The organism is Streptomyces kryoterrae, assembly GCF_054072135.1.
In genome coordinates this window covers 3,179,134-3,193,090 of sequence record NZ_CM133358.1, presented here as the reverse complement: position 1 = coordinate 3,193,090, position 13,957 = coordinate 3,179,134, and the positions used below count along the sequence as shown (strand labels likewise).

Sequence of the window (13,957 nt, the reverse complement as noted above, 5' to 3'; positions counted from 1 at the left end):
TGCACGGTCCAATGCGTCGGAGGATCAATCATGGGCTGATCGTAAGACCCGCCGTGGTCAGCAGACCGACCGATGGCACCGGGCGACTCACACCCCCGCGTCGGCCAGGTCGGCAACCGGCCGGACAAGTCAAATCGCCGCGCCTGACGCGTGTGTCGGAGGTGCGTCGCGTGTATCGCAGATAGTGCGTGAACAGTGAGAGAGCAAGAAAGAGCGGGAGTCAGTGAGACTGACTCCCGCTCTCTCATGTCGGCATCCGCCCAGCTCAGCGCGTGATTCTTGCTGGCTGTATGGCGAGTGCCCCCGGCAGGATTCGAACCTGCGCACACGGCTCCGGAGGCCGTTGCTCTATCCCCTGAGCTACGGGGGCGTGTCTGGCGCGTTGCGCGGTGACGAGTAGAACCCTACCAGCTCGTTCGGGGTGATCAGGAACGGGTTTTGGAGGTCGCGGCGGACCTGGCCGGCGCTCGATCGTGTTCGTGGAAGTGGGGAAAAGCCGGACGCGGTGGTCGGTCTCGACCTACCCTCGACTTGTGCCAGGCGTGTCCGGCCGGGTGCTTGTTGTGGACGACAACAAGGTCATCCGGCAGCTGATCAGGGTCAACCTCGAACTGGAGGGTTTCGAGGTCGTGACCGCGGCTGATGGTGCCGAGTGTCTGGATGTTGTTCATCAGGTGTGCCCCGACGTCGTCACCCTCGACGTCGCGATGCCTCGCCTCGACGGTCTGCGCACCGCCGCCCGGCTGCGCGCCGATCCCCGTACGCGCGACCTGCCCCTCGCCATCATCAGCGCCTGTACGCAGTACGAGGTCGAAGCCGGGCTCGAGGTCGGGGTCGACGCGTTTCTCGCCAAGCCGTTCGATCCCGCCGAACTGATCAGCCTCGTACGGGAGTTGGCCGAGCGGGCGCGGAACGACGCTTCGTACGAGAGTGTCCTCGGGCCGCCCCTTGGACCGTCCCTCGGACCAGTCATGGGCTCCCTCGGCGCCCCCACCGAGGCCGAGCGTGCCGCCCGAGGCGCCGTCGGCTGACCCGAGCGCCGCTCCACCTCGCCCGTACCTGCGCACCGCGCCACCCACCGGTAGTTGGGCGCCTTCCTCCATCACCGGGCATCGTTCGGGCCCCGAACCGGGCCGCTCCGCCGAACCCGGCACCGGAAGGGCACTTGCCACGCCAGTGAGCCGGATCGGGCCCATGTGGATCGGGCCCATGACGCCGCCGCCCCCGCCGGACCCCTGGCACCGCCGCTCCTCTCGCCCCCGTCCCCGGCCGCCCCCTCCGTCCACATACCGGAATAGCCAGCCCTCACCCCAAACCCATTCGCCTACCCACCCCCCTCCTCCCATACGCTTGTCCCGTGACCCCCGTCGAGCTCTCCCGTACCGTGCTGTGCGCGGTGCGTCGTGCCGTCGACGCGGGAGAGCTGAGTGTTGACGTCCCCGCACGTGCCGTTGTCGGCGCGCCCGGACCCGGTGGTTCCGGGGATTACGCCACGAACATCGCGCTGCAGCTGGCCAGGCCCGCCGGGCGCACCCCCCGTTACGTCGCCGAAGTCCTGCGCGAGCGGATCAGTGCCGCCCCCGGCGTCCGTGGCGTCGAGATCACCGGGCCCGGATTCCTCAACATCAGCCTCGACAGCGCCGCCCCCGCCGCCCTCGTACGCGAGATCCTCACCCAGGGGCCGAGGTACGGACACAGCGACGCCCTCGCCGGCCAGGTGCTGTCGGTGCGACTGCCCGTCGCGCACGAACCCCGGGCCGATGTCGTCGCCGACGCGGTCGCACGCATCGCCACCGCACAAGGCGCCCGAGTCCATCTCCACCGCGGCACCGGTGAACAAGGCGAACGAGGCGGACAGGGTGGACAGGGCGGACAAGGTGAACCAGGCGGAAAGAAGGTCGAGGTTTTCGACCTTCGTGGACTTCCTCCTGCCCCCCGCGACCCCACCCCCCTCGGGCCCGACGCCGCCCGCTGGGCCCTTCTTCACCCCGCGCCGCACGACCGACCCCGTATCGGCCCCGAGCATCTGGTCCAGCGGGAGAGCAACCCCCTCTTCAGGGTGCGTTACGCCTACGCCCGGACCCGCGCCCTCGGCCGCAACGCCGCCGGCCTCGGCTTCAGCGCCCACGCCGGTGACCTCACCGACGTACCGCCTTCGCTTCTCGCTTCCCTCGCCGACCACCCCCGCCTCCTCCTCGGCGCCGCCACCCACCGCGCTCCGGACCGGCTCGCCCGGCATCTCGTCACCCTTGCCGATGCCACGCTCGCCTTCCTTCCCACCGTGCTGCCGCTCGGCGACGAGAAACCCTCGGCCGCCCACCGGGCCCGGCTCGCGCTCGCCGAAGCCGCCGGGACGGTGCTGGCCGGCGGCCTGTCCCTGCTCGGTATCGACGTACCCGAATACCTTTGACATCGAAATACCTCTGACATCACCGAGGAAGCCGCACAGCCATGAGCCGTTCCGCACACCCCGCCGGGCCCCGTCACGCCGATGTGCTGCCCGAGGGTCACCCCTCCGCGCCGCCCGCCGACCTCAACCACCTGGACCGGAAGGTCTGGGCGTCGACCGTCACCCGTACGCCCGACGGTGTCGTCAGTGTCGGAGGGGTCGAGGTGACCCGGCTCGCCGAGGAGTTCGGGACCCCTGCCTATCTCCTCGACGAAACCGACTTCCGAGAGCGCGCCCGTGCGTGGCGTACCGCCTTCGGGGCCGACGCCGACGTCTTCTACGCAGGCAAGGCGTTCCTCTCGCGCGCTGTCGTGCGGTGGCTGCACGAGGAAGGGCTCAACCTCGACGTCTGTTCCGGCGGCGAGCTCACCACCGCCCTCTCCGGCGGTATGCCCGCCGACCGCATCGCCTTCCACGGCAACAACAAGTCCGTCGACGAGATCGAGACCGCCATTCGCGCCGGGGTCGGGAGGATCGTGCTCGACTCCTTCCAGGAGATCGTGCGCGTCGCGCACATCGCGCAGTCCCTCGGCAAGCGGCAGCGCGTGCAGATCCGTATCACCGTCGGGGTCGAAGCTCATACGCACGAGTTCATCGCCACCGCCCATGAGGATCAGAAGTTCGGCATTCCGCTTGCCGGTGGGCAGGCCGCCGAGGCCGTGCGGCGGGCTCTGCAGCTCGACGGGCTTGAGCTGATCGGCATTCACTCGCACATCGGGTCGCAGATCTTCGACATGTCGGGCTTCGAGGTTGCCGCCCATCGCGTTGTCGGGTTGCTCAAGGACATTCGTGACGAGCACGGGATCGAACTGCCCGAGATCGACCTCGGGGGTGGGCTCGGTATCGCCTACACCAGCGACGACGACCCCCGCGAGCCGCACGAGATCGCCAAGGCGCTCAACGAGATCGTCAGCCGGGAGTGCGAGGGCGCGAAGCTGCGCACCCCTCGTATCTCCGTCGAGCCGGGGCGGGCCATCGTCGGGCCCACCGCCTTCACCCTCTACGAGGTCGGCACCATCAAGCCGCTCGACGGGCTGCGTACGTATGTCTCCGTGGACGGTGGGATGTCCGACAACATCCGGACCGCGCTGTACGACGCCGAGTACAGCGTCGCTCTCGTCTCCCGGACCTCTGAGGCCGCGCCCATGCTCGTGCGGGTCGTCGGCAAGCACTGCGAGAGCGGGGACATCGTCGTCAAGGACGCCTTCCTGCCCGCCGACCTGGCACCGGGTGACCTCATCGCGGTGCCGGCGACCGGTGCGTACTGCCGGTCCATGGCCAGCAACTACAACCACGCCCTGCGCCCGCCGGTCGTCGCCGTGCGCGAGGGGGAGGCCCGGGTGATCGTCCGGCGGGAGACCGAGGAGGATCTTCTCCGTCTCGACGTGGGGTGACGTGGGGTGACGGCAGAATCGTGGAAGGTGGCGGAAGATCTCCTGTCTTCCGCCGCCCGGAAAACGAAATAGACATCTCACGATCCGGACGATGGGTAGAAACTTCAGTCCGGTGAGTGAGACTTATGAACCGTAGACGGTATGAGGAAACGAGGTCGGATGATGCGTACGCGTCCGCTGAAGGTGGCGCTGCTGGGCTGTGGGGTCGTCGGCTCAGAAGTGGCGCGCATCATGACGACGCACGCCGACGATCTCGCCGCGCGCATCGGTGCTCCCGTCGAGCTCGCCGGGGTCGCCGTGCGGCGGCCCTCCAAGGTGCGTGAAGGCATCGACCCCGCCCTCGTCACCACCGACGCCACCGCCCTCGTCAAACGCGGCGACATCGACGTCGTGGTCGAGGTCATCGGCGGTATCGAGCCGGCGCGCTCCCTCATCACCGCCGCCTTCGAGCACGGTGCGTCGGTCGTCTCCGCCAACAAGGCCCTCCTCGCCCAGGACGGCGCCGCGCTTCACGCCGCCGCCGGGGCCCACGGCACCGACCTCTATTACGAGGCCGCCGTCGCCGGTGCCATCCCGCTCATCCGGCCGCTGCGCGAGTCCCTCGCCGGCGACAAGGTGAACAGGGTCCTCGGGATCGTCAACGGCACCACCAACTTCATCCTCGACAAGATGGACTCCACCGGGGCCGGGTATCAGGAGGCCCTCGACGAGGCCACCGCCCTCGGGTACGCCGAAGCCGACCCGACCGCCGACGTCGAGGGGTTCGACGCCGCCGCCAAGGCCGCCATCCTCGCCGGAATCGCCTTCCACACGCGCGTGCGTCTCGACGACGTCTACCGCGAGGGCATGACCGAGGTCACCGCCTCCGACTTCGCCTCCGCCAGGAACATGGGCTGCACCATCAAACTGCTCGCCATCTGCGAGCGGGCCGGGGACGGCCAGTCCGTCACCGCGCGTGTGCATCCCGCCATGATTCCGCTGACGCACCCGCTCGCCTCCGTGCGCGGCGCCTACAACGCCGTGTTCGTCGAGTCCGACGCCTCCGGACAGCTGATGTTCTACGGGCCCGGAGCCGGCGGTGCGCCGACGGCCTCCGCCGTGCTCGGTGACCTCGTCGCCGTGTGCCGCAACCGGCTCAGCGGGACGACCGGGCCGGGCGAGTCGGCGTATACCGCGCTGCCCGTTTCGGGCATGGGCGATGTGGTCACTCGCTATCACATCAGCCTTGACGTCGCCGACAAACCGGGTGTTCTCGCCCAGGTGGCCACCGTGTTCGCCGAGCACGGTGTTTCCATCGATACGGTTCGGCAGACGGGCAAGGACGGCGAGGCCTCCCTCGTCGTCGTCACCCATCGTGCGTCCGACGCCGCCCTGGGCGGAACCGTCGAGGCGTTGCGCAAGCTCGACACCGTGCGGGGTGTCGCCAGCATCATGCGGGTTGAAGGAGAGTAACCAGCAATGACCCACCAGTGGCGCGGAATCATCGAGGAGTACCGGGACCGGCTGCCCGTCTCCGCCGGCACGCCGGTCGTGACGCTCCGGGAGGGCGGCACGCCCCTCGTGCCCGCGCAGGTGCTCTCCGAGCGCACGGGCTGCGAGGTCCACCTCAAGGTGGAGGGCGCCAACCCGACCGGGTCCTTCAAGGACCGCGGTATGACCATGGCCATCTCCCGTGCCAAGGAGGAGGGCGCCAAGGCGGTCATCTGTGCCTCCACGGGCAACACGTCTGCCTCCGCCGCCGCGTACGCCGTGCGCGCGGGCATGGTCTCGGCCGTGCTCGTGCCGCAGGGCAAGATCGCCCTCGGCAAGATGGGACAGGCGCTGGTCCACGGCGCCAAGATCCTCCAGGTCGACGGCAACTTCGACGACTGCCTCACCCTCGCCCGCTCGCTGAGCGACAACTACCCTGTGGCGCTGGTGAATTCGGTCAACCCGGTGCGTATCGAGGGGCAGAAGACGGCCGCCTTCGAGATCGTCGACATGCTCGGCGACGCGCCCGACATCCACGTCCTTCCGGTCGGCAACGCGGGCAACATCACCGCGTACTGGAAGGGCTACACCGAGTACGCCGTCGACGGCATCGCCCGGCGCACCCCGCGCATGTGGGGGTTCCAGGCGGCCGGCAGTGCCCCGATCGTGCGCGGCGAGATCGTCAAGGACCCCTCGACGCTCGCCACCGCGATCCGCATCGGCAACCCGGCCTCCTGGAAGCAGGCGCTGGCCGCGCGCGACGAGTCGGGCGGCTTCATCGACGAGGTGACGGACCGTGAGATCCTGCGCGCCTACCGGCTGTTGGCCGCCCAGGAGGGCGTTTTCGTCGAGCCGGCGTCCGCCGCGTCCGTCGCCGGTCTGCTGAAGGCGGCCGAGCAGGGCAAGGTCGACCCGGGCCAGACCATCGTCTGCACGGTCACCGGTAACGGCCTGAAGGACCCGGGCTGGGCCACCGAGGGCGCACCGAAGCCGGTCGTCGTCCCCGTGGACGCCGCGACCGCCGCCGAGCGACTCGGACTCGCGTAGACCGGGTACTGATCGCCCGAACCGGGGTACTCCCTACGTACTCCCTATGACGGGTGCACAGGGGGCTTACGACACGCATCGTGCGCCTCCTGTGCGCCCTATGTCGCCACAGAACCTTCCTTCGATAAGCTGGGGTGAACCCGCCCGCCGCATATGCCTCCGCGCGTATGGCGCGGCGCCGCGTCGCCCCAGCGGCCTGAGGGTCTCCCCGTAGGTCCTCAGCCGTTCCTTCAGTAGCCGTTCTCCAGTGTCGTATCGCATGTCATCGAATGTCTTCGACGAAATCGCAGCTCAAGGAGAGTCATCGAGCGATGGCCGGTCCAGCGTTCCGAGCCGCCGCCGTCCGGGTGCGCGTCCCCGCCACCAGCGCCAATCTCGGTCCGGGCTTCGACGCCCTGGGCCTGTCGCTGGGGTTGTACGACGACGTGGTCGTCCGGGTGGCCGACTCCGGGTTGCACATCGACATCGCGGGTGAGGGCAGCGAGACCCTCCCGCGCGACGAGAACCACCTCCTCGTAAGGTCTCTGCGCACCGCCTTCGACCTGCTCGGCGGACAGCCGCGCGGCCTCGAGATCGTGTGCGCCAACCGCATTCCGCACGGGCGGGGACTCGGGTCCTCCTCGGCCGCCATCTGCGCCGGCATCGTCGCCGCGCGGGCCGTCACCATAGGTGGTGACAGCCGTCTCGACGACGAGGCGCTGCTCGAACTCGCCACCGAGATCGAGGGACACCCCGACAACGTCGCCGCCTGTCTCCTCGGCGGGTTCACGCTCTCCTGGATGGAGTCCGGAGCCGCCCGGGCGATCAGGATGGAACCTGCGGACTCCGTCGTTCCGGTGGTGTTCGTCCCCGGGAAGGCGGTGCTCACGGAGACCGCGCGCGGCCTCCTGCCGCGCACCGTCCCGCACGTCGACGCCGCGACCAACGCGGGGCGCGCCGCCCTACTCGTCGAGGCTCTGACCAGGCGTCCCGAGCTGTTGCTGCCGGCCACCGAGGACCGGCTGCACCAGGACTACCGCGCCCCGGCCATGCCGGAGAGCGCGGCGCTGGTGGAGCGGCTGCGGGCCGACGGCATCCCCGCGGTGATCTCCGGCGCCGGACCCACGGTCCTGGCGCTGGTCGACGAGGCCACCGCCGACAAGGTCTCCCGGCTGGCGGGCGACGGCTGGGCCGCCAACCGGCTCGGACTCGACGCCCGGGGCGCGAGCGTGCTGCCGCTCGCGGCCCCCGGAGAGAGTTAGGCGACGACATCAACGGGGCGCGCACCAGCGAACTCACGACGTGCGGCGTTGCCGCGTTCGACGTCGCACATGGCGCCGCATACGGCGTCACGTCCGACGTCACGTCCGACGTCACGTCCGACGTCACGTCCAGCGCTGCGGCATTCGACGCGGCCACATTCAACGCTGTCACTTTCAACTACATACGGTTGCCGGATTTGGAGAGGGGGAATGTTTGTTGGATCCGGTAGTGTTAACCTCAAGTCTGCACCCGACCCCACCATGGCGAGGTGCTTTGTGTCCCCGTCCGGGACAGACTTTCTTCCGGGAGCCCCCCAAGCCACTCTGTGTTTCATGCGGCGTTCGTTTCGTCGTGTGCAGGCGCTGAGCGGCATTCAGGGCACGCTCCGGAACCGGTGTGACCAAGCCACCTGACACAGAACTCAGTGTCACGGCTTTGGGAAACGCCATCACCAGAACCTCTTCCGCCGCTTCGGCGGACCACCGCCCCGGCACGGTCCACTCATGAAGGACCGCAGCCGGACAGCAAAACCGGTCGCCGTGCCAGACAGGCCGACGTCCGCTCCAGGGAAGGACCCTTCGTGAGCGACACCACCGATCTGATGGGCGCACGTGTCGAGGAGACCGCTGCGGCGCCCTCCACGGACGCCTCCGCGCCTGCCACGGGTGCCGGCTCCCGGCGGCGCCGCGGTACCGGCCTCGACGGCATGGTGCTGGCCGAGCTGCAGCAGGTCGCATCCGGCCTCGGTATCAAGGGCACCGCGCGGATGCGCAAGAGCCAGCTGATCGAGGTCATCAAGGAGGCGCAGGCCGGGGGCGGGACCCCCAAGGCCGCCGCTGCTCCCGCCGGGGACGCCGCCGAGACCAAGCCCAGGCGCCGCGCCACCTCCAAGGCCCGTACGGGCGAGGACGCCGCGCCCGCCGCCGACGAGACGAAGGCGGCCGTGCAGGTCGTCGAGGCGCCCGCCGAGAAGGCCGTGGCCCAGCAGCAGATCGAGATCCCCGGCCAGCCCGCCAGCGAAGACGCCCCGGCCGAGCGCCGCAGGCGCCGCGCCACCGCCGAGGCCGGCAGCCCCGAGACGATCGTCGCCGAGGCGAAGAGCGAGCCGAAGACCGAAACGCAGGCCGCGCAGGCCGGTGACGTCGACGCTGACGGCCGCCAGGGCCGCCGTGACCGCCGGGACCGCGGCGACCGCGGCCGGGACCGCGACCGCCGGGGCAACAAGAGCGACGAGCAGCAGGGTGCCGCCCAGCAGCGCGGGACCCAGCAGGGTCAGCAGCAGGCGGGCGGTCGTCAGGACCGCCAGGAGCGTGCAGAGCGCCAGGACCGTCCCGAGCGCCAGGACCGTCAGGACCGCCAGCAGCGGGACACCGGTGCGCGCGACATCGGTCCACGTGACAACGGGCCGCAGGATGACGACGACTTCGACGGCGGACGCCGTGGCCGTCGCGGACGCTACCGCGACCGCCGGGGCCGTCGTGGGCGCGAGGAGTTCGGCCCGAACGAGCCGCAGGTCGCCGACGACGACGTCCTGATCCCCGTCGCGGGCATCCTGGACATCCTCGACAACTACGCCTTCATCCGTACGTCGGGCTACCTGCCGGGCCCCAACGACGTGTACGTCTCCCTCGCCCAGGTCCGCAAGAACGGCCTCCGCAAGGGCGACCACGTCACCGGTGCGGTCCGTCAGCCGAAGGACGGGGAGCGCCGCGAGAAGTTCAACGCGCTGGTCCGCCTCGACTCCGCGAACGGCATGGCCGCCGAATCAGGCCGTGGCCGCCCGGAGTTCAACAAGCTGACGCCGCTGTACCCGCAGGACCGCCTCCGCCTGGAGACGGACCCGGGCATCCTCACCACCCGCATCATCGACCTCGTCGCGCCGATCGGTAAGGGCCAGCGCGGTCTGATCGTGGCCCCGCCGAAGACCGGCAAGACCATGATCCTGCAGGCGATCGCCAACGCGATCACCATCAACAACCCCGAGTGCCACCTGATGGTCGTCCTGGTCGACGAGCGTCCGGAAGAGGTCACCGACATGCAGCGGTCGGTGAAGGGCGAGGTCATCTCCTCGACCTTCGACCGCCCGGCCGAGGACCACACCACGGTCGCCGAGCTCGCCATCGAGCGTGCCAAGCGCCTGGTGGAGCTGGGCCACGACGTCGTCGTACTGCTCGACTCGATCACGCGTCTGGGCCGTGCGTACAACCTCGCCGCCCCGGCCTCCGGCCGCATCCTGTCCGGTGGTGTCGACTCGACCGCCCTGTACCCGCCGAAGCGCTTCTTCGGTGCGGCCCGCAACATCGAGGACGGCGGCTCGCTGACCATCCTCGCCACCGCGCTGGTGGACACCGGGTCCCGCATGGACGAGGTCATCTTCGAGGAGTTCAAGGGCACCGGCAACGCCGAGCTCAAGCTCGACCGGAAGCTCGCCGACAAGCGCATCTTCCCGGCGGTGGACGTGGACGCGTCCGGTACCCGTAAGGAAGAGATCCTGCTCGGCAGCGACGAGCTCGCCGTCACCTGGAAGCTGCGCCGGGTGCTGCACGCGCTCGACCAGCAGCAGGCGATCGAGCTGCTCCTCGACAAAATGAAGCAGACGAAGTCGAACGCCGAGTTCCTGCTCCAGATCCAGAAGACGACGCCGGGCGGCAACAACAACGACTGACGGTCGGCAAAAGGCCGGCAAGCAGTCCACAAAGGGCCATCCCCTGTTATGGGGGTGGCCCTTTGTCGTGTTTGGGACAGGTGTACGATCGCGCTCTTCGGGCCGATTCTCGTGGTGTGCCCGAACTGACGATCCCTAGGGGGGACTTGAGTGGGTATATCCCAGTCCGGAGAAGGCCGCCACAGACGACGTGTGCGGATCGTGGTGCCCGCGATCGCCGCCGGCCTCGCCGCCGCGGTCACCGGTGCGCTGATGATGTCGTCCGCGAGTGCCGCCACCGCCCTGCCGAAGCCCACCGCCGACCTGAGCCGCAGCGCGCACAGCACCGCGGAGCTGGAGAAGCGTGTAGCGGGCGCGGCCACCGGTGACGACGTCCTGGCTGCCAAGAAGACGACGTTCACCGCCGGCGGCGTCGGCGGCACCAAGGACGCGAAGATCATCGGTGGTTCGACGACCACCCTCTCGGCGGCCCCGTACATGGCCCAGCTCTGGTACGACGACACCAGGGGCACGGACACGACGGACGACGACATCAGCTTCTTCTGCGGCGGCTCGGTCATCGCCCCGACGAAGGTCCTCACCGCCGCGCACTGCGTCAAGGGCTACAACTGGAACGCCAACGGCGCCGTCGTCACCGGTACCGCGACGCTTCCGGACGCCGACGGGAACACGGACGGGACCGTCTCGGGCGTCTGGCGCCAGTGGAACAACCCGTCGTACAGCTCGGTGACGTTCGACAACGACATCGCCGTCCTGACGCTCGCGTATCCCGTCACGGCACCGCCGATCCGGATGACGACGGCCGGTGACACCGCCTCCTACAAGGCGCTCACCAACGCCAAGGTCTACGGCTGGGGGCGCACCAGCTCCACCACGCAGGACATCTCCGCGACCCTGAAGACGGCCACGCTGCCCATCCAGTCCGACGCCACCTGCGACGGCAAGTACGGCAGCGACTTCGTCAAGGGCCACATGGTCTGCGCGGGCAATCCCGCCACCGGCAGCGACACCGGTACCACCACCGCCTGCAACGGCGACTCCGGCGGCCCGCTCGTGGTCGCGGGCAAGGTCGTCGGCGTCGTCTCGTGGGGTGTGACGGACTGCGTCGAGAAGGGCGCCTACAGCGTCTTCTCGAAGGTCACCTCTTACGTCGGCGCCGTGTATCCGCGGGTCGAGGACGCGAACCTCAGTGGCGACCACCTCGCCGACCTGTGGCTGCGCCGCGCCTCCACCAAGGTCGGCTACGAGAAGGACTCCAAGGGCACCAGCTTCGGTGCGAGCGAGGCCTGGGGCAACTGGGACGGCGTCAACGTCGTCCTGCAGACCGACCTGAACCGGGACGACTACCAGGACCTGGTGGTCCGCGACAGCGGCTCGGGCGCCGTCTACTGGATGCACTACGTGCCCAACGCCGACGGCAGCGCCGGAAGCTGGGCCACGAAGACGATCTTCGCCAACTGGAAGACCCGCACCCGGATCATCACCCCGGGCGACGTCACCGGCGACTACAAGCCCGACGTCCTCTCGGTCGACTCCGCGGGCGCCCTGTGGATCTACCCGGGCAACGGCAACGGCACCTTCGGGACGCCGTCGAAGGTCTCCACCGGCTGGAACCAGTACAACTCGATCGTCGGCCACGGCGACTTCAACGGCGACGGCAAGGCCGACCTGCTGGCCCGCACCAAGACCGGCTCGGTCGGCTACCTCCTCAAGGGCAACGGCAAGGCCGGCTCCCAGGCCTTCGCGGCCCGGGTCAAGGTGCGCACCTGGGGCGGCTACAACACCCTGGTCACCCCCGGCGACGTGACCGGCGACGGAAAGGCCGACTTCCTGGCCCGTACGCCCGCCGGGACGATGTACCTCTACCCGGGTACCGGCAAGGGCACGAGCGAGATCTTCGGCACACCGAAATCCGTCGGCACCGACTACAAGCAGTGGGACATCATCAGCTGAATCCGCAGGTGAACGGGGTCTTCTGGGCGATTCGCGAGGAACATCCCGTCCGTTCGGTCACGCACTGTGCCCTTCGCGCCACGCGAAGGGCACAGCTCGTTGTGCAACCCTTTTTCCGTAATGGCCGTCTGACCATCCGACCGACCGGGTGACGACGGAAACAGGACTGGCCCTGAAAGCAGGGGGTAACCGACCGGACGAGACCGAAGGAAGCACATGTCCGCCGAGAGCAATCCACACGATCCAGCGAAGCCGGCGAGGTGGCTCAGCCGCCGCAAGCCCGGCGGCAGGCACTCCAGGGCGCTGCTCGTCACCGCCTGGGTCGCCGCCGCCATCGTCGTGCTCGGCGGCACCGGCCTCGGATACGTGTACTTCAAGCTCAACGGCAACATCAAGAGCGTCGACATCAACCAGGTCCTGGGCACCGACCGCCCCACCAACGTCGACAACGGCTCCGAGGACATCCTCGTCCTGGGCTCCGACACCCGCTCCGGCGCCAACAAGAAGCTCGGCGGCGGCGCGGACGACGGCAGTGCCCGCTCGGACACCGCGATGATCGTCCACGTGTACGAGGGCCACAAGAAGGCCGGTGTGGTCTCCATACCCCGGGACACCCTCGTCGACCGCCCCCGGTGCACCGACGCCAAGGGCGTCACGCACGACGCGGCCTCCGGCGTGATGTTCAACAGCGCGTACTCCACGGGGGGCGCCGCCTGCGCGGTGAAGACCGTCGAGTCGCTCACCGGCATCCGAATGGACCACTACGTCGAGGTCGACTTCACCGGCTTCCAGAAGCTCGTCGACGAGCTGGGCGGCGTCCGGGTGACCACGACGAAGGACATCAAGGACTCCGACAGCCACCTGAACCTGAAGGCCGGCACGCACCGCCTCGACGGCGCGCAGGCCCTCGGCCTGGTCCGCACCCGCCACGGCGTCGGTGACGGCTCCGACCTGGGCCGCATCCAGCTCCAGCAGGCGTTCATCAAGGCGCTCGTCGACCAGATCAAGGACGTGGGCGTCCTGTCGAACCCCAAGAGGCTCTTCGACCTGGCGGACACCGCGACCAAGGCCGTCACGACCGACTCCGACCTGGGTTCCGTCCGCTCGCTGACCTCTTTCGCGACGGGCCTCAAGAGCATCGGCTCGGCCCACATGACCATGATCACAATGCCGGTGGAGTACGACCCGGCGAACCCCAACAGGGTCATAGTCGACAAGGCCAAGGCCCGGCTGGTCTGGAACGCCCTGAAGGCCGACCGGCCCATCCCGGCAGCCGCGACAAAGGGCACGGCAAAGGGCGACGCGGCAGGCGTGGTCAGCTAGAAACAGGGGGCGCGGCCCCCGCGGGGAATATCCGACCCCCGCCCCCGGTTTTGGGGGATGCGCCCAGTCCTGGCAGACTGGTACGTCGGTCCCGGTTCACGCACCCGCATCCCGCGGAGGCGACCCGGAGCCCTCCCGAAACTAGGAGAACCCCTTGAAGCGCGAAATCCACCCCGAGTACGTCGAGACGCAGGTCAGCTGCACCTGTGGCGCGTCGTTCACCACCCGCAGCACGATCACGAGCGGCAACATCCGCGCCGAGGTCTGCTCCGAGTGCCACCCGTTCTACACGGGCAAGCAGAAGATCCTCGACACCGGTGGCCGCGTGGCCCGCTTCGAGGCCCGCTTCGGCAAGGCCGCTGCCGGCTCCACGAAGTAGCGAGGCACCAGCGCCGGTCCACGGTCGCCCTCCGG

10 protein-coding genes and 1 tRNA gene are annotated in these 13,957 nt (G+C 69.2%); 10 read left to right on the top strand and 1 reads right to left on the bottom strand.

Annotation, left to right across the window (positions count from 1 at the left end):
* Positions 1-298: 298 nt before the first annotated feature.
* Positions 299-370, bottom strand: a tRNA-Arg gene (locus tag ACW4TU_RS13350).
* 163 nt (positions 371-533) lie between these two features.
* Here ACW4TU_RS13350 and ACW4TU_RS13345 point away from each other — a divergent pair.
* From ACW4TU_RS13345 to rpmE, 10 genes are all read left to right on the top strand, one after another.
* Positions 534-1,031, top strand: coding sequence for a response regulator (locus tag ACW4TU_RS13345; protein WP_457427855.1), 498 nt, complete (start codon positions 534-536; stop codon positions 1,029-1,031).
* Between the two features lie 326 nt (positions 1,032-1,357).
* A complete protein-coding gene (gene nrtL / locus ACW4TU_RS13340; protein ID WP_457427853.1) occupies positions 1,358-2,410 on the top strand; it encodes an ArgS-related anticodon-binding protein NrtL in 1,053 nt (350 codons plus the stop codon).
* A gap of 41 nt (positions 2,411-2,451) precedes the next feature.
* On the top strand, positions 2,452-3,843 hold the full coding sequence (gene lysA / locus ACW4TU_RS13335) for a diaminopimelate decarboxylase (RefSeq protein ID WP_457427851.1): 1,392 nt from the start codon (positions 2,452-2,454) through the stop codon (positions 3,841-3,843).
* Positions 3,844-4,002: 159 nt separating this feature from the next.
* Complete coding sequence (locus ACW4TU_RS13330; protein ID WP_457427850.1) at positions 4,003-5,295, top strand: homoserine dehydrogenase; 1,293 nt, start codon at positions 4,003-4,005, stop codon at positions 5,293-5,295.
* A 6-nt stretch (positions 5,296-5,301) separates the two neighbouring features.
* Positions 5,302-6,360, top strand: coding sequence for a threonine synthase (gene thrC, locus ACW4TU_RS13325; protein ID WP_457427848.1), 1,059 nt, complete (start codon positions 5,302-5,304; stop codon positions 6,358-6,360).
* A 311-nt stretch (positions 6,361-6,671) separates the two neighbouring features.
* Positions 6,672-7,601 (top strand): homoserine kinase, encoded by a 930-nt coding sequence (gene thrB, locus ACW4TU_RS13320; RefSeq protein WP_457427846.1) that lies wholly within the window; start codon positions 6,672-6,674, stop codon positions 7,599-7,601.
* Between the two features lie 581 nt (positions 7,602-8,182).
* The gene (gene rho / locus ACW4TU_RS13315; protein ID WP_457427844.1) at positions 8,183-10,267 is read left to right on the top strand and encodes a transcription termination factor Rho; all 2,085 of its coding nucleotides are present in this window, start codon (positions 8,183-8,185) and stop codon (positions 10,265-10,267) included.
* Positions 10,268-10,459: 192 nt separating this feature from the next.
* The gene (locus tag ACW4TU_RS13310; RefSeq protein WP_457427842.1) at positions 10,460-12,220 is read left to right on the top strand and encodes a trypsin-like serine protease; all 1,761 of its coding nucleotides are present in this window, start codon (positions 10,460-10,462) and stop codon (positions 12,218-12,220) included.
* Positions 12,221-12,436: 216 nt separating this feature from the next.
* The gene (locus ACW4TU_RS13305; protein ID WP_457427840.1) at positions 12,437-13,543 is read left to right on the top strand and encodes an LCP family protein; all 1,107 of its coding nucleotides are present in this window, start codon (positions 12,437-12,439) and stop codon (positions 13,541-13,543) included.
* Between the two features lie 154 nt (positions 13,544-13,697).
* On the top strand, positions 13,698-13,922 hold the full coding sequence (rpmE, locus tag ACW4TU_RS13300; protein WP_019060712.1) for a 50S ribosomal protein L31: 225 nt from the start codon (positions 13,698-13,700) through the stop codon (positions 13,920-13,922).
* Positions 13,923-13,957: the final 35 nt, after the last annotated feature.